This window comes from Sulfitobacter sp. SK011 (genome assembly GCF_003352065.1).
In the GTDB taxonomy this organism is placed as follows: Bacteria; Pseudomonadota; Alphaproteobacteria; order Rhodobacterales; family Rhodobacteraceae; genus Sulfitobacter.
In genome coordinates, this window is sequence record NZ_CP025803.1 from 1,947,489 (window position 1) to 1,964,206 (window position 16,718).

The window sequence follows — 16,718 nt, forward strand, 5'->3', positions numbered from 1 at the left end:
AATAAGGCGCGCGGAAAGCAATAGGGGTTTCGGCCCGAAAAGATGAGGATTTACTTATGAGCGACGTCGCAGACCGCGTGAAAAAGATCGTTGTGGAACACTTGAGTGTGGAAGAAGACAAGGTTGTTGAGAATGCGTCATTCATTGACGATCTTGGCGCTGACAGCTTGGACACAGTCGAGTTGGTGATGGCGTTTGAAGAAGAATTCGGCATCGAAATTCCCGATGACGCAGCCGAGAACATCCAGACATTCGGCGATGCGGTGAAGTTCATCAGCAACGCATAAAGCGTTCGGCCTGCCGTGATCGGCAGAAAAATTCTTAAGCGGCGTTGATCCCCTGCGGATTGACGCCGTTTTTGTTTAATTAGACATCTCAAGGGGTTGTGCCGGCGGCGCTGGCAGCGCAATGATCACGCAAAGCAGCTTATCACGTGTGAAGGTAATTCACCCCCCCATGACTACATTCAATGTCTAAAATCCATGTCTGATCCCAATGACGCGTAATGTTCCAACCATCAACACCGCCCGTGTCACTTTGCGTGCCATGCGGGCCGAGGATTTCAACCGTTTTGCCGAAATTTGGGCAACGCCTGAGGTAGTGACGCACATCAGCGGCAAACCCTGGCCAAAATCACGGTCATGGGACGCGTTTTTGCGCAATGCCGGGCACTGGCAAATCACCGGGTTTGGGCAATGGGCCGTCCAGGTGCATGGCGAGCCTGAAATGGCCGGGCAAGCCGGTTTCTTTTTTGGCTCGCGGGGCTTGGGTGAGGATTTCGACCCCTTTCCAGAAGCCGGGTGGGTGTTGGAACCGGGGGCGCATGGAAAAGGGTTGGGTCTGGATGCGGCGCGCGCGGCACATGACTGGTTCGACAGGGTTATTGCGGTGCGCACGGTTTGTATGATCACGCCCGAAAACCACGGATCGCTCAAAATTGCATCGGCACTTGGTTATCTGCCGTTACGCGAGGCAGAGATCGATGGGGAAGTCGTGCAACTGATGACACGCAAGGGGCCGCCGGTCTGACCTTCATTATGTCGTGATGATGTCGTGGGCCAAGCGCGGCCCATGCGCACTTGAACAGACCGCCCCCCGCAAGGTATAGCGGTTCAACGCAAAAAGAACACCAAGGGGCTTGGATATGCGCAGAGTAGTTGTGACGGGTTTGGGGTTGGTCACGCCATTGGCCGATGGGGTCGAGGCAAGCTGGAGCCGGATCCTTGAGGGGCAATCAGGTGCGGGACCCATCACCGGCTTTGATGCCAGCAATCTGGTCACGCAGTACGCCTGCGAAGTGCCCTTGGGTGATGGTAGCGACGGAACGTTCAACGCGGACACCTATATGGAGCCTAAAGAACAGCGCAAGGTTGATACATTCATCATGTTTGGCATGGCCGCTGCACAGCAGGCGGTTGAGGATTCTGGTTGGTTGCCAACAGAACGCGACGATCAGGAGCGCACTGGCGTATTGATCGGTTCGGGCATCGGTGGTTTGAATTCAATCGCAAACACTGCCGTGATGATGGCTGAAAAGGGTCCGCGCCGGGTCAGCCCGTTTTTTGTGCCGGGTGCGTTGATCAACCTGATCTCGGGTCAGGTCAGCATACGCTATGGGTTCCGGGGGCCGAACCATTCGGTCGTGACGGCCTGTTCCACCGGTGCGCATGCCATCGGTGATGCGTCGCGTCTTATCCAGCACGGCGATGCGGATGTGATGATTGCGGGCGGTGCAGAAGCGGCCATTTGCGAAATCGGCATTGCCGGTTTTAATGCCTGTAAGGCGCTCAGCACCAAGCGTGGCGATGACCCCCAGAAGGCCAGCCGCCCCTATGACGCGGACCGTGACGGGTTTGTGATGGGCGAGGGCGCAGGCATTGTTGTGCTTGAAGAATACGAACACGCCAAAGCGCGCGGTGCCAAGATTTATGCCGAAGTTCTGGGTTACGGCCTGTCGGGTGACGCCTATCATATCACGGCACCTGCCGCAGATGGCGATGGCGCGGAGCGGTCGATGCGTGCCGCCCTGCGCGGGGCGGGCCTTGAACCAAAGGACATCGACTATATCAACGCGCACGGCACATCTACGATGGCCGATACAATCGAGTTGGGTGCTGTTGAGCGGATGATGGGCGATGCGGCCGGGCAGGTGACAATGTCATCAACCAAGTCGGCGACGGGCCATCTGTTGGGGGCTGCGGGCGCGATTGAGGCAATATTCTCGATCCTTGCGATCCGGGATCAGGTGGCACCGCCGACGATCAACCTCGACAACCCTGCGGTGGAGACCAAGATTGATCTGGCTCCCAACCAAAAGGTCGAACGCAAGATCAATGTGGCGCTGTCAAATTCGTTTGGCTTTGGCGGAACCAATGCAAGCGTGCTGTTTGGGAAAGTTTCCTAATGTGGCGTCATATCGCGTCAAATGCGGTGACCTTCCTGATGGTTGGGCTGTTCTTGTTGGGTGGCGTGATCTTGTGGGGCAAAGGCCAGTACACGGCTGAAGGACCCTTGCAGGAGGCCATCTGTTTGCAGGTTGAGCGCGGGTCAACCATGCGCAAGGTCAGCCGCAATCTGGAAGAACAAGGGGCGGTAACGTCCTCTTCGATCTTTCGGATTGGCGCGGATTATGAGGAAAAGACCGGTGATTTGAAGGCTGGTAGTTTTCTTGTGCAGCCCGGTACGTCCATGGCTGAGATTGTCGATGTTGTCACCAAGGGCGGGGCCAGCACCTGTGGTACGGAAGTCGTGTATCGCATCGGAATCAACCGGGTTTCGGTACAGGTGCGCGAATTGGACCCTGCGACAAACCGGTTTGTGGAGCGGGCGGAATTCACGCCCGGCGCGGATGATGTGCCAGACATCTACACGGAAAAGACCGCGAAAGCCGACACGCGGTTTCGGATTGCGTTGGCAGAGGGCGTAACCAGTTGGCAGGTGACCGAAGCACTCAAAGGCATGGAGGTGCTGGAAGGCACCGTGGAGGCGGTCCCGCCAGAGGGGGCTTTGGCACCAGACAGCTACGAGGTGCGACCGGGCGACGATCGCAACATGATCCTCGCTGAGATGCAGGCGGCACAGGAGATATTGGTCGCTGCCGCCTGGGAATCGCGCGCACCTGATTTGCCGATCAGCAGCCCGGAAGATCTGTTGGTATTGGCATCGATTGTTGAAAAGGAAACCGGGGTGCCGGAGGAGCGCGGACAGGTGGCCGCGGTGTTTGTGAACCGCCTGAACCAGAACATGCGCCTGCAAACGGACCCGACGGTGATCTATGGGATCACCAAGGGTGAAGGCATTCTGGGGCGCGGGTTGCGTCAATCGGAACTGCGCAAGGAAACCCCGTGGAATACTTACGTGATTGACGGTTTGCCACCCACACCGATTGCCAATCCGGGGCGCGCCAGCCTGATGGCGGCCGCACAGCCGGATGACAGCGAGTTTGTGTTTTTCGTTGCTGATGGCACTGGCGGACATGCCTTTGCCGTTACATTGGAAGAGCACAACCAGAATGTTGCGCGTTGGCGGCAGATTGAGGCGGAACGCGGTGCGGAAGCGGCGGGAAATGCTTCGACGGGTGGCAACTGATAGCGCCCGCCGGGTGGGAAAATACCAATCCTGCAAGCGATATAGGTTAAGGGATTATTGAACCATCGTAATGGCTTGGAAGGTTTTGTTAACCTCATTTCTCTTGACATTGCGCACGCTCTGATGTAGACCTTGTGGCATGCTAGAGGACGTGGGCAAACGGCCCCGGGGTAATTCCCGGTGGTCGTTTTTTTGTGTCTGCTCGGTTGGGGAAAGCCAAACGAGAGGTATGAGCAAGAATGACAATGATTACCCCGGAGCAAGAGATTGCCGAAAGTGAAGAACTGCTTTCTTCGCTTAAGGATGCGATCGGCGACCTGCGTCGTGAAGTAGAAAGCCTGAAAAAACAGGCAAGATCCGGGGAGGAAATCAATGAAACTGCGGCGACCAAGGTGATTGGCAAAGTCACCAGTATTGTTGGGAACTGCGCAAAGGTGGAGACCTATCTGAATGAGTGTCGAAACAGACAAGCGGGCATTGCCCGAGGAGGGTATGCCCTTGATCTTGACAAGGCGCGGGTTGAGATCGGGTGCAAGTTGGATCGGCTCCGCCGATGTGGCGGTACAAGACCAGTTTCTGAATGATCTGGATGAGGGAGAGCTTTTGGCTCTCCCTTTTTTGTTCGAGTTCTGGGCGATGGATCATCAACTGCCACCAGCGGGGGATTGGCGGTCCTGGGTGATCATGGGCGGCCGTGGTGCGGGCAAAACACGCGCAGGCGCAGAATGGGTCCGGTCCGTGGTCGAAGGGGCCAAGCCGCTGGATGCAGGCAAGTGCCGCCGTGTGGCATTGGTCGGTGAGACCATTGAGCAGGTGCGCGAGGTGATGATTTTTGGCGACAGCGGGATATTGGCGTGTTCGCCAGCGGACCGAAGGCCAGATTGGGAGGCCACGCGCAAACGGCTTGTCTGGCCCAATGGTGCGGTGGCCACGGTGCACACAGCCCATGATCCCGAAGGGTTGCGCGGCCCGCAGTTTGACGCGGCTTGGGTGGATGAATATGGGTGTGCTGCCGTAGACAAGGGCGCGAATCAGCCCAACAAATTTCTGGACCTGAAAAGTTCAGAAAGCAGCCTGCCCAGGTATTCCACTGGTGCGCGTGACGATCTGATGCAGATGCAGTATTTGCGCGCGATGTCGGACTATTGGGCTGATCCGGCGCATAACCCACAATCGAGCGAATACGACGGTGTCATGGTGGACATGCGGCGCGCTTTTGTCTGGGCATGGGACGTGCGGCCGTATCCGTTCTTTCCCAACAACCGCGCCTTGTGGAGCGATGGTCAGAACTATGCGCGCGGACATTGGATCAATGGGCGCACGTCATCGCGGTCGCTTGCCTCTGTCGTGGGCGAAATTTGCCGCCGCGCTGGACTGAAAGACTATTCCACCAAGGGGCTTTATGGATATGTCCGGGGCTATGCCGTTGATCAGGTGACGGACGCACGCGCCGCATTGCAGCCTTTGATGATCCGGCACGGGTTTGACGCGATTGAACGCAATGGTGTGCTCAATTTCCGGATGCGGGATGGGGTGGACGCGGTCACGCTTGACCCTCAGCAGCTAGCGGTCAGCCCTGAACTGGACGGAGTGATCGAACAGGTTCGAGATGCAGATGCTGAAATCACTGGCCGGGTCAGGTTGAAATTTGTTCAGGCGGACGGCAATTTTGCCCCCATTGCCGAAGAAGCTGTTTTGGCGGGATGAAGCCACCCATGCCGTATCCGCCTCTGAGTTGAACATGACGCTGACCCGGTCAGAAGGCAGGCAGGTGGCTGAGCGATGGCTTACTGAGGCACGGGTGTCGCGGGAAAACATCAGGCTAGCCTTGCCGCTATCACAAATGGCGCTGGGCGCGGGCGATGTGATCAAGATGCCGGGGGACGGGGCCGAAGGGCCGGGGCTCTACCGGATTGACAGGGTGGAACAGGCAGATGTCCAGGTGATAGATGCCGTACGGATTGAGCCAGAAGTCTATGATCCGGCCCCGATCGATGACGAATTGGTGCAATTGCGCCCCTTTGTGCCTCCTGTGCCAGTTCAGCCCTATTTCATGGATTTGCCGTTGTTGCGGGGGGATGAAGTGCCGCATGCACCCTACATCGCGGCCACAGCGCAACCATGGCCGGGGGCTGTTGCGGTGTATCAATCGGCAACGGACGCAAACTATCAGCTCAATTCGATTTTGCCTATACGCGCAACAATCGGCGTGACCCGCAATGCCATGGCTGCCAGCCCTTCAGGTCTCGTTGATCGCGGGGATGTTCTGGAGGTCAAGTTGACAAGCGGTACGTTGGAAAGCGTGAGCATGGACGCGCTGTTGAGTGGTGCCAATTTTGCGGTAATTGGTGATGGTAGTTCGGACAATTGGGAAGTTTTCCAGTTTAAGGATGCAGAACTGGTCGCACCCAATACCTATTGGCTCAGGAACAGGTTGCGCGGGCAGGCGGGGACCGATGGATTGATGCCCGAAGTCTGGCCAACTGGATCAACATTTGTGTTGTTGAATGGGGTGCCTTTGCAAATCGAGCTAAGCCCCAACTTGCGCCGCGTGGCGCAACACTACCGGATCGGGCCGGCACGACGAGGCACCGATGACCCATCATACCGGCATTTTGTGCGTGCATTTGCCGGTAACGGTCTGCGCCCGCTAAGCCCCTGCCATGTATCGGGCACGCTGGCCGCGAATAGAGACCGCACATTTGCCTGGATCCGGCGCACCCGTATAAATGGCGATTCCTGGGACATCCCAGACGTGCCATTGGGTGAGGAAAGCGAAAGCTATCAGGTGCGGGTGTTGCAGGGGGAAACGGTATTGCGCGAGGTCTTGGTCAACAGCCCGACATGGACCTATCCAAGTGCTGCACAGGTCGAAGATGGGCTTGGGTCTGGGGCTGTTTTGTCGGTCGCCCAGGTCTCAGCGACCTTTGGGGCGGGGCTGGACAGACGGGTCGACATAGGGGCCTGATGCGCGAGGTGTTTCCGAGCGACCTGACGGCGGCGGCGCGGCACCTTTTGGCCGTGCCGCATGACTTGCGCGAAGACGTCTGTTCCCAACTGCTTCGAGAGGCGGATTGGGCAGATAAGTTCGCCAAGCGGATGGGAAAGCCGCATCCGCGCTGGGGTAATGGCACGTTGATGGCTGTGTCGCGTACGCGGCAAATGATGCCGGAAAAATCATTTTCAGACCCCGAATATGCCATTTGTTTTGCCGTGATCCTCCAATGTCTTCAGCGGCATCGTGCCGGGAAGGCTTGTAAGTCTCGGTTACATGCCCACATGAAAAATTAGGTGCATCACGGGTTTGCGTTTGGTTAAGTGATGTTGCATGAGGTAATCTAAACCTAACGAAGGGACCACAACATGGCCGAAACCCGCAGAAACATCGCCCAGATTGACCCAGTTTGGGAACGCATTCAAGACGAGGCCCAACAGGCAGTCATTGATGAGCCTTTGATTGGCGGCTTTGTGCACGCATGTATCCTGCATCACAAATCCATCGAAAAGGCGCTGTCCTACCGCATCGCGGCCAAGCTGTCATCAAATGAGATGTCGATGATGGTTGTGCGCGAGATCGTGGATGAGGCCTATGCTGCCGAGCCTGATCTGGTGGCCGCGGCGCGTGCTGATCTGGTTGCAATTTTTGAGCGCGACCCTGCGTGCCATCGCCTGTTGCAGCCGATCTTGTACTTCAAGGGCTATCAGGCAGTGCAAGCCTATCGGGTCGGCCATTATCTTTGGAAGAACGGCAAACGTGATTTGGCCTATTTCGTGCAGATGCGGGTCAGCGAAATTTTCGGTGTCGATATTCATCCCGCTGCCAAGGTGGGTAAGGGCATCATGATTGATCACGCCCATTCCATCGTGATCGGCGAAACGGCCGTGGTTGGGGACAATGTGTCGATGCTGCATTCGGTCACGCTGGGCGGTACCGGCAAGGAAGAAGAAGACCGCCACCCCAAGATCGGGGATGGCGTGCTGATCGGGGCCGGGGCCAAGGTGTTGGGCAATATCAAGGTTGGCCATTGCAGCCGCATTGCCGCAGGATCGGTGGTGCTGGAAGAGGTGCCGCCGTGCAAGACTGTGGCCGGGATACCCGCTCGAATTGTGGGCGAGGCGGGTTGTGATCAACCGGCTGTTTCTATGAACCACATGTTGGGCCCGTGGGAACAAGACCAGTAATCTGATTTCATAATAATTGAAAAAGCCGGGATCATTGCCCCGGCTTTTTATTTAATATTGCCACCTTAAGGCGCGCGCCAGCGCCAAATCGTCTTGGGCATTCCCAGATAATTCAGGTCAGATGGCGATCAGGCCAACATCGTCATCGGTGCTTCAAGGTTATCCTTGATGGCGTTCAGCAATTCGGCACCCAAGGCACCGTCGATGACACGGTGATCGACGGATAATGTGACTGACATGACCGTGGCCACAGCCACTTCACCTTCTGCGTCCACAACTGGCTTTTTCACGCCTGCACCCACCGCGAGGATCGCGCCGTGGGGAGGATTGATCACCGCATCGAAGTTATCAATCCCCATCATCCCCAGATTTGAGATTGCAAAACTGCCGCCCTGATACTCATGAGGGGCTAGTTTGCGGCTCTTCGCACGGGTGGCAAGGTCTTTCATCTCAGCCGAAAGCGCAGAAAGCGACTTCATCTCGGCGTCTTTCAGAACGGGGGTAAAGAGGCCGCCCTCGATCGCAACGGCAACCGCCACGTCCGAAGGTTTGAGTTTCAACATCCGATCACCGGCCCAGACCGCGTTTGCATCAGGCACCTGTTGCAGTGCCAGCGCGCAGGCTTTGATGATAAAGTCATTGACGCTGAGCTTCACACCGCGCGGTTCAAGTTGTTTGTTCAACTGCGCGCGGAACGCCATGAGCGCATCCAGCTGAATATCGCGCCGCAGATAGAAATGCGGAACGGTTTGTTTGGCTTCGGTCAGGCGCGCTGCGATGGTTTTGCGCATGCCATCCAATTTGACCTCTTCGTACTCCCGATCCGCGTAAATCTTGACAATGGCATCGGCAGAAGGGCCAGCAGCAGCGGCAGGTGCTCCTTTTGGTGCCTCGGCAGCGGCGGCTTTTGGCGCGTCGGATTTGGACAGCCCCTCAACATCAGCCTTGACGATGCGGCCATGCGGGCCTGAGCCCTTGATGTCCGCCAGATTCAGACCTTTGTCAGCCGCAATGCGACGTGCAAGCGGCGAGGCAAAGATGCGGTCGCCCTCAGCAGTTTCGGGTGCCGCGGGTGCCGGCGTTGCATCGGTTTCACCGCGGCCATGCCCTTTGGCCGGTGCGGTCGCGTCCGACGCTTCGGCAGGTGCTGCGTTGGAGGATGCCTGCGGCTCGGGCGCGGATGCAGCACCGATGTCATCGGCGCTTTCGCCATCCTCCAGCAGCACAGCAATCGGTGTGTTCACTTTCACGCCTTCAGTCCCGTCAGAGATCATGATTTTGCCAATGGTGCCTTCATCCACGGCCTCGAACTCCATCGTGGCCTTGTCGGTTTCAATCTCGCACAGGATATCCCCGGAAGACACAGTATCACCTTCCTTGACCAGCCATTTGGCCAATGTGCCTTCTTCCATCGTGGGTGAAAGGGCGGGCATGAGAATTTCGATAGGCATGGTGCCGCTCCTTATTTGTATGTCACTTTTTTCACCGCATCGACGACTTCGGCAGCCGTCAGCAGTGCGTGTTTTTCCAAATTCGCCGCATAGGGCATTGGCACATCCTTACCGGTACAATTGATCACCGGCGCATCAAGGTAATCAAACGCTTCCTGCATGATCACGGAAGAGATGTAATTGCCGACAGAGCCCTGAGGCCAACCTTCCTCGACCGTCACGCAGCGGTTGGTTTTCATCACAGATTTTATGACGGCGGGCGTGTCCATCGGACGCAGGGTGCGCAGGTCGATGACCTCGGCCTCGATACCGTCTTCGGCCAATTTTTCGGCGGCTTCCAGTGCGTAGGTCATGCCAATGCCAAAGCTGACGATAGTGACATCCGATCCCTCACGCCAGATCCGGGCCTTGCCGAACGGCACGGTATAATCATCGACGTCAGGCACATCGAAGCTGCGCCCATAGAGGATCTCGTTTTCCAGAAAGATCACGGGGTTGGGATCACGGATCGCGGTTTTCATCAGGCCTTTATAGTCAGAGGCGGAATAGGGCATGACAACCTTGAGGCCCGGCACCTGCATGTACCATGCAGCATAATCCTGGCTGTGCTGGGCACCCACACGGGCCGCAGCACCATTGGGGCCTCGAAACACCATGGGCGCGCCCATCTGGCCACCGGACATATAGAGCGTCTTGGCGGCGGAGTTGATGATGTGGTCAATCGCCTGCATGGCAAAGTTGAAGGTCATGAATTCCACAATCGGGCGCAAGCCACCAAAGGCGGCACCCGTGGCAATCCCGGCAAACCCATGTTCGGTGATCGGGGTGTCGATCACGCGCTTGGATCCAAATTCATCAAGCATCCCCTGGGATATCTTGTAGGCACCCTGATATTCAGCAACCTCTTCGCCCATCAGGAACACGCTGTCGTCGCGGCGCATTTCCTCGGACATGCCGTCGCGCAACGCCTCGCGGACGGTCTGCTGCTTGAGCGTCGTGCCTTCCGGCCAATCCGGCGTGGTGTCACTTTGCGGCGCTGCGGGCTTGGGCTGGCTCATCCCGGCACTTGGGGCTTCGGCCTTGGTGTCAGCTTTTTCCGCCTCTGCGGGGGCAGGGGCCGCTGATGCGCTGTCGATGTCATCGGCGCTTTCGCCGTCCTCCAGAAGAACTGCGATGGGGGTGTTCACCTTCACCCCTTCACTGCCTTCGGCAATCAGAATCTTGCCAATGGTGCCTTCGTCCACGGCTTCAAATTCCATCGTGGCTTTGTCGGTTTCGATCTCGGCCATGATGTCACCGGATTTGACCGTATCACCTTCTTTGACCAACCATTTGGCAAGCGTGCCTTCTTCCATTGTCGGGCTCAGGGCGGGCATGAGAATTTCAGTAGCCATTGATCAAGCCTCCTGTGGAACTTCGGTTGCGTAAATGTCTGTCCACAGCTCATCCAGATGTGGTTCGGGGCTTTCCTTGGCGAAATCGGCGCTCTCGTTCACGACCTTCTTGATCTCCTTGTCGATCTCTTTGAGGTCATCCTCGGTGGCATGTTTGCCGGTCAACAGCAGGCTGCGCACGGCCTCAATCGGGTCACGTTCGTCGCGCATCTTCTGGACCTCTTCGCGGGTCCGGTATTTCGCCGGGTCCGACATCGAATGGCCGCGATAGCGGTAGGTCTTGATTTCCAGAATGTAGGGTCCTTTGCCCGCGCGACAGTGTGCCACCGCCTTTTCGCCGGCTTCCTTGACCGCAAGCACGTCCATCCCGTCGACCTCCTCGCCCTCGATGCCATAGGCGGCACCACGTTCCCAATAGCTGGTTGAATGGGTCGACCGCTTGGTCGAGGTGCCCATCGCATATTGGTTGTTCTCAATCACAAAGATACAAGGCAGGTCCCAAATCTCGGCCATGTTATAGGCCTCATAGACCTGACCCTGGTTCGCCGCACCATCCCCGAAATAGGTGAAGGTGACATTGTCGTTGCCTTTGTATTTGTCGGAAAAGGCCAAACCAGCACCCAGTGGCACTTGTGCCGCAACAATGCCGTGGCCACCATAAAAATGCTTCTCTTTCGAGAACATGTGCATGGAGCCACCCTTGCCCTTGGAATAGCCGCCCTCGCGGCCCGTCAGTTCGGCCATCACGCCCTTGGGGTCCATGCCACAGGCCAGCATATGACCATGGTCGCGGTAGGAGGTGATGCGTTTGTCACCTTCTTTGGCGGCGGCCTCAAGGCCCACAACAACTGCTTCCTGCCCGATGTAGAGGTGGCAGAACCCACCAATTAAACCCATGCCATAAAGCTGACCTGCCTTTTCCTCGAACCGCCGGATCAACAGCATGTCCTTGTAATAAGCTTTCAACTCATCGGCTGAAACGTTTGATTTCCTGGTGGGTTTCTTGGCTGCCATGGGCATTTCCTCCGTCAGCGCGGGCCGTGGGTGCGCAGAGATAGTTTAGCGTTAAACTATTGTTTATCGGATTCGGGAAGGGAAGGGTAGGGGCATTGTGACGTCGGGTTAAGGGAGCGAGTTCAAAGTGTGGACACAGATCGCTGTTGCGATATTTTTGACTTTTGGGGGCAGTGGAGAGAAGGCCTGCTTTGAGCCCAGAGTCCCGGATGCCGCAAGCTGCACAAGTGACCTGAAACCGCGGAAAAGCTGCCTTACGACCTATTAGCTGAGCAAAGCAGAGCGTCAGTCCCAGCTCTTGATAGCCTGTTTTACACAGGAGTAATGATGTCCTCGGGCAGGTTTGATGGAAACAGGCTTTTTGATTAATTTTACGCTGGCTGATGCGCGCCCATCACCCGGACCCTGATAAACGAACTAAGCGACACCAAGATGATACCAATCGAGAACAGGCACCATATTGCGGGTTGTTCATTTGGGTTGGTCGTCAGTGCGAAGGCGAGAAATGGTCCGATCAACAAATGAAATAACGCAAAGCGCCATGCGCCGTACCAAAGAGGCAGGGCAAAAACAGCAAGAAAATAGGCTGGGAACCAGATGTGGATACCAAAGGTCGAGCTGAAACCTTCCATGAAACCGTTGAGCGGCAAAATCCAGCCAATGTGCCAATCGCCTGAGATCAGGCAAGTTTGTAGCCCGCAAAGTGGCGACCCGGGCGTGCAATTGCCAAGTGCCTGTAGCGGAACCAGTTTCAGCAGCATGAATCCTGTGGCGAGAGCAGCAAGGCCATATACTCTGCGTGCCTGCCACTTCGGCACCGGGGATGGTGCAATTGCCATTGCAAAAGCGTTGATGAACAAGGGCTGAAAGGCAATGTGTAGATAGGACAGCAATGTAATCGATTGGTTTGCGGGGTTCGAGCATTCATCTACAACTGCATATCCAACGGCTTGCAAACCCTCCATCACGGTGAAAAAGCCCAGAGTGATCCAAATCGCTTTCGGTTCACCGCGCATCGCTGTGACCGCGACTGCAGCGCCGCCCAATGCCACCATCGCGACAGACGCCGTTGCGCTCCAACACATGGCAAATACCTCCTGTTCGATCAACCGTGCCTCAAGATTGGACACATTAGCAAGGGTCTCTGATCTGGAAGCCTTTGTGACTGCGAGGCCGCAGAGGTTGGCTTGTTCGTCAAGTAGTTCAGACCACCAATTTCATGCGAGCTTTTGCACCAATGGCTGGAAAGACGATTTAGCAGGCATTCACAGATCAGAAGCGAACGGCAGCAATGTCCGCTTAGCGGACCTTACCGAATAACAATCTCATCGCTGCGCAGCATGCCAAGCACCTTGCGCACGCGTTCATCCAGCAGGTCCAGATCAAGGTAGTCATCCGACAACCGATGGGTCAGATTTTCCATGCGCATGACGTCGGCGCGCACAGAGGCGAGCTGCACCCGCAGGTCATGGCTTTCGGCGACAATCTCGGCGCGCCGGAACAAGCCAAAACTGCCCTGCACGGCGGCAAAAGTGAAATAAAGGCTCAGCGCAAATGCAATTGCAAAAAACAGCAACGTGCCAAAAGCGGGGCGTGGGGTGCGGGTCATCTGGTCTGCCTCAAATCGTCTCTTGCTGGACGTCCACAGACTATGACACAGATGATTCGCCCTGTGAATCCCCTTATTTCATATGAGGTTAGCTTTTTGACATAAATATGCTTGTAACCCACACCACCATGAACCGGGGCGAAATGCGGGGCGAGAATGCAAAGAACTTGTTCATCAGTCCGGGCACAATCACTGCCTTGCCGCGCAACATGCCATCCCAACCGATCTGCGCCACTTTGTCTGCGGCGGCAGGTGGTGCGAATTTCAGCAAGCGAATACCGTGCATGTCTGCGGCGTCGAAAAAGTTGGTCTGCGTCGCACCGGGGCAAAGCGCCGATACGGTCACACCCGATCCGCGCACTTCAAACGCGACCGCCTCGGACAGCGACAGCACATAGGCCTTTGTCGCGTGATAGACGGCCATGTTTGGCCCCGGCAGGAAGGCAGCCGTCGAGGCGACGTTCAAAACCCGCCCACCGCCGGACCCTCGCATATGGGCAATGGCCAGTTTCATCAGCCGCGTCAGGGCGGACATATTAACCTCGATTGAGCTAAGCTCGCGTGCCCAATCGGCTCCGTTATCTCTGTCTTCAGCGAATGGCCCATTGCGACCCAGCCCAGCATTGTTCACAACGACGTCAATCGCGCGATCAACCGTCGCTTCGGACCACAGCCGGGCAACCTCGCTGCTGTCATTCAGGTCTGCCGGGATCACCACCACCTCAGTGCCGCCTGCACGCAATTGGGTTGCCAGCGCTTCCAATTTGTCCTCAGAACGCGCAGTGAGGATCAGGTTGCGCCCCTCGCGTGCGGCGATCCGGGCAAATTCAACGCCCAGCCCCTCGGACGCCCCGGTGATCAATGTCCATTTCGTCATCGGTGAATGTCCTTGTTGCAGGTGAAGGTCAGGCGCAGATCATTAGCGGGTCTGACGGGAAACTGCCAGTTTGTCGCCGGGGTGGCGATAGCCAGCTTGCCGCTGGGTATCTGCACGCGGCGTCTTCAAGTGCCGCCCGCGCTTACCCCTCAAGGGCTGCAACACCGGGCAGGGTCTTGCCTTCCATCCACTCCAGAAACGCGCCACCGGCGGTGGAGATATAGGTGAAATCATCCGCCACCCCCGCTTGATTAAGAGCGGCAACAGTGTCACCGCCACCAGCCACAGAAATCAATGTGCCATTGCGGGTCTGTGCGGCGGCCGCCTGAGCCGCGGCAACAGTCGCCGTATCAAACGGGGCAATTTCAAAGGCACCCAAAGGCCCGTTCCAGATCAGCGTCTTGAGGCCCTCAAACGCCAGACGCACGGCCTCGATGCTGGCGGGGCCAGCATCCAGCACCATCTGATCCGGGTCCAGAACGGTATCGGCCCCCAGCGGCACAACCACGTGATCGGCCCCCGGCGCAAATTCCGTGGCAACCAAACCATCCACGGGCAAGATCACGCGGCAACCGGCCTTGTCCGCCTGCGCCATGATGTCCTTTGCCGTGCCGAAATAGTCAGGCTCTTGCAGTGATTTGCCCAAACCGGCCCCAAGTGCTGCCAAAAACGTATTGGCCATCCCGCCACCGATCACCAGCACGTCGAGGCGGTTCACAAGGTTCTCAAGCAATTCGATCTTGGTCGATACCTTGGCCCCCCCCACCACTGCCCCCACCGGGCGTTCAGGGTTCGAAAGGGCCGCTTCAAGCGCGCTGAGCTCTGCCTGCATCAGACGTCCGGCACAGGCGGGCAAAAGCCGCGCCAGCGCTTCGGTTGACGCATGGGCGCGGTGTGCGGCGGAAAAGGCATCGTTGCAATAGACGTCCCCAAGTGCTGCCAACCGGCGCGCAAAACTGATGTGATTGGCTTCTTCGCCGGGATAGAACCGGATGTTTTCAAGCAGCAGCACATCTGCCGCCCAGGCATCCGCATTCAGCGCCTCAGCGGCCTCAAGCGTCTCGATTAACTGCACCTGGCGCCCCAACGCCGCCTCAAGCGCGGGCAGGATCTGTGCAAGGCTCATCTCTGGGGTCACTTTGCCCTTTGGCCTGCCAAAATGCGCCAGCAGCATTGGCTTGCCGCCCTTGGCCAGAATGTCCGCAACCGTCGGCACGATCCGCTCGATCCGGGTCGCGTCGGTGACATGGCCATTTTCCACCGGCACGTTAATGTCGACGCGCACCAGAACCCTTTTGCCTGCCACATCCATATCATCCAGCGATTTCCAGCTCATTTCACGTCTCCCTGACCATCTGTTGCGCCTGTGTTTTGCTGTTATGGAGGCTTAGGTCAATGGAGCCGCTTGGCAATTGTGGAAATCACCCCTAGGTAACAGTCAAGATTTTCAGTTAAGGAGCGCCCGATGGCCGAGATTACAGACCCCGAAAACACCATCCTGATGGAGCTGAAAGGCGGCACCGTCACAATCCAGCTGCTGCCCGATGTGGCCCCAAAACATGTGGAACGGATGAAAGAACTTGCCCGCGCAGGCAAATACGACAACGTGGCCTTTCACCGTGTGATTGATGGTTTCATGGCCCAGACCGGCGATGTGGAACATGGCAACATGGAAAACGATTTTAACCTGCGGATGGCCGGAACAGGTGGGTCGGACCTTGGCAACGTGCCGGCGGAATTTTCCAAGATCCCCCATGCCCGCGGGTCTATCGGTGCCGCGCGCTCTGCCAATCCTGACAGCGCCAACAGCCAGTTTTTCATCAACTTCAAGGACAACGATTTCCTGAACGGACAATACACCGTCTACGGTCAGGTGATTTCAGGCATGGACCTAGTCGATGCGATCACCAAGGGCGAGCCTCCGGCCGAACCTGATCGCATGATCAGCGTCAAGGTCGCAGCCGATGCGTGACGTTGTAATCGGCGGCCTTTTTGCGGCACTCATCGGCACATCGGCGGTGGCCTCTGGCCTCAAGATCGAAGTGGCCGGTGAGGCCAACGGCACCATCACTATTGACTTGCTCGAAGATGTTGCACCTCTGCACACCGCACGGATCACTGAACTCGCTGCGGCAGGGGCGTATGATGGTGTGGTGTTTCACCGCGTGATTGATGGCTTTATGGCACAAACCGGTGACGTGCAGTTTGGCAAGTCTGATGGCGACACGGCGCGTGCTGGCATGGGCGGATCGGATATGCCGGATGTTCCGGCTGAATTCTCTGAGATTCCTTTTGACAAGGGCGTGGTGGGGATGGCGCGGTCGCAAAGCCCTGACAGTGCCAACAGCCAGTTCTTCATCATGTTTGATGCCGGTCATTTCCTGAATGGCGAGTACACGGTGGTGGGCCGGGTGACGGACGGACAGGATATCGTTGATGCGATCAAACGCGGCACCGGCGGTAACGGCACTGTGGTTGGCGATCCTGACGTGATGCAGAAAGTCACTGTGATCGACTGAGGGCAGCGGCCACAACGTTAAAAAAACAAAAGGCGGTCCAGCACGGGCCGCCTTTTTGCATGCGCGGGGGCCGACGCGGCGGTG

At 57.2% G+C, this 16,718-nt stretch carries 18 protein-coding genes; 11 read left to right on the plus strand and 7 right to left on the minus strand.

Features of this window, described 5'->3' with window-relative positions:
- Positions 1–56: 56 nt before the first annotated feature.
- From C1J02_RS09600 to cysE, 9 genes are all read left to right on the plus strand, one after another.
- A complete protein-coding gene (locus C1J02_RS09600; protein ID WP_114878377.1) occupies positions 57–287 on the plus strand; it encodes an acyl carrier protein in 231 nt (76 codons plus the stop codon).
- 208 nt (positions 288–495) lie between these two features.
- Positions 496–1,029, plus strand: coding sequence for a GNAT family N-acetyltransferase (locus tag C1J02_RS09605; RefSeq protein WP_114878378.1), 534 nt, complete (start codon positions 496–498; stop codon positions 1,027–1,029).
- A gap of 115 nt (positions 1,030–1,144) precedes the next feature.
- Positions 1,145–2,404 (plus strand): beta-ketoacyl-ACP synthase II, encoded by a 1,260-nt coding sequence (fabF, locus tag C1J02_RS09610; RefSeq protein ID WP_114878379.1) that lies wholly within the window; start codon positions 1,145–1,147, stop codon positions 2,402–2,404.
- Positions 2,404–3,588, plus strand: coding sequence for an endolytic transglycosylase MltG (gene mltG, locus C1J02_RS09615; protein ID WP_114878380.1), 1,185 nt, complete (start codon positions 2,404–2,406; stop codon positions 3,586–3,588). Before fabF ends, mltG begins: the two co-directional genes overlap by 1 nt.
- 239 nt (positions 3,589–3,827) lie before the next feature.
- Positions 3,828–4,172, plus strand: a complete 345-nt coding sequence (locus C1J02_RS09620; protein ID WP_254693255.1) for a hypothetical protein — start codon at positions 3,828–3,830, stop codon at positions 4,170–4,172.
- Positions 4,081–5,295, plus strand: coding sequence for a glycoside hydrolase TIM-barrel-like domain-containing protein (locus C1J02_RS21165; protein ID WP_254693256.1), 1,215 nt, complete (start codon positions 4,081–4,083; stop codon positions 5,293–5,295). Before C1J02_RS09620 ends, C1J02_RS21165 begins: the two co-directional genes overlap by 92 nt.
- The gene (locus C1J02_RS20880) at positions 5,258–6,556 is read left to right on the plus strand and encodes a phage tail protein (RefSeq protein ID WP_162798192.1); all 1,299 of its coding nucleotides are present in this window, start codon (positions 5,258–5,260) and stop codon (positions 6,554–6,556) included. The genes C1J02_RS21165 and C1J02_RS20880 overlap by 38 nt, the downstream gene beginning before the upstream one ends.
- A complete protein-coding gene (locus C1J02_RS09630) occupies positions 6,556–6,879 on the plus strand; it encodes a hypothetical protein (protein ID WP_114878381.1) in 324 nt (107 codons plus the stop codon). The genes C1J02_RS20880 and C1J02_RS09630 overlap by 1 nt, the downstream gene beginning before the upstream one ends.
- Before the next feature lie 72 nt (positions 6,880–6,951).
- A complete protein-coding gene (gene cysE / locus C1J02_RS09635) occupies positions 6,952–7,770 on the plus strand; it encodes a serine O-acetyltransferase (protein ID WP_114878382.1) in 819 nt (272 codons plus the stop codon).
- 128 nt (positions 7,771–7,898) lie between these two features.
- Here the strand turns inward: cysE and C1J02_RS09640 are convergent, their stop codons facing one another.
- From C1J02_RS09640 to pgk, 7 genes are all read right to left on the minus strand, one after another.
- Entirely contained in the window at positions 7,899–9,221 is a 1,323-nt protein-coding gene (locus C1J02_RS09640; protein WP_114878383.1) for a pyruvate dehydrogenase complex dihydrolipoamide acetyltransferase, read from the minus strand.
- Positions 9,222–9,232: 11 nt separating this feature from the next.
- Positions 9,233–10,615, minus strand: a complete 1,383-nt coding sequence (locus C1J02_RS09645) for a pyruvate dehydrogenase complex E1 component subunit beta (RefSeq protein ID WP_114878384.1) — start codon at positions 10,613–10,615, stop codon at positions 9,233–9,235.
- A 3-nt stretch (positions 10,616–10,618) separates the two neighbouring features.
- Entirely contained in the window at positions 10,619–11,629 is a 1,011-nt protein-coding gene (pdhA, locus tag C1J02_RS09650) for a pyruvate dehydrogenase (acetyl-transferring) E1 component subunit alpha (RefSeq protein ID WP_114878385.1), read from the minus strand.
- Positions 11,630–12,000: 371 nt separating this feature from the next.
- Complete coding sequence (locus C1J02_RS09655; RefSeq protein ID WP_114880491.1) at positions 12,001–12,714, minus strand: DUF5765 domain-containing protein; 714 nt, start codon at positions 12,712–12,714, stop codon at positions 12,001–12,003.
- 224 nt (positions 12,715–12,938) lie between these two features.
- Positions 12,939–13,238, minus strand: a complete 300-nt coding sequence (locus tag C1J02_RS09660) for a septum formation initiator family protein (RefSeq protein ID WP_114878386.1) — start codon at positions 13,236–13,238, stop codon at positions 12,939–12,941.
- A gap of 88 nt (positions 13,239–13,326) precedes the next feature.
- A complete protein-coding gene (locus C1J02_RS09665; protein ID WP_114878387.1) occupies positions 13,327–14,115 on the minus strand; it encodes an SDR family oxidoreductase in 789 nt (262 codons plus the stop codon).
- 142 nt (positions 14,116–14,257) lie between these two features.
- Positions 14,258–15,451, minus strand: a complete 1,194-nt coding sequence (gene pgk, locus C1J02_RS09670) for a phosphoglycerate kinase (RefSeq protein ID WP_114878388.1) — start codon at positions 15,449–15,451, stop codon at positions 14,258–14,260.
- Between the two features lie 129 nt (positions 15,452–15,580).
- Between pgk and C1J02_RS09675 the strand changes: the two genes are divergently transcribed.
- Entirely contained in the window at positions 15,581–16,087 is a 507-nt protein-coding gene (locus tag C1J02_RS09675) for a peptidylprolyl isomerase (protein ID WP_114878389.1), read from the plus strand.
- Positions 16,080–16,634, plus strand: a complete 555-nt coding sequence (locus C1J02_RS09680) for a peptidylprolyl isomerase (protein WP_114878390.1) — start codon at positions 16,080–16,082, stop codon at positions 16,632–16,634. Before C1J02_RS09675 ends, C1J02_RS09680 begins: the two co-directional genes overlap by 8 nt.
- The last annotated feature ends 84 nt before the right edge of the window (positions 16,635–16,718 follow it).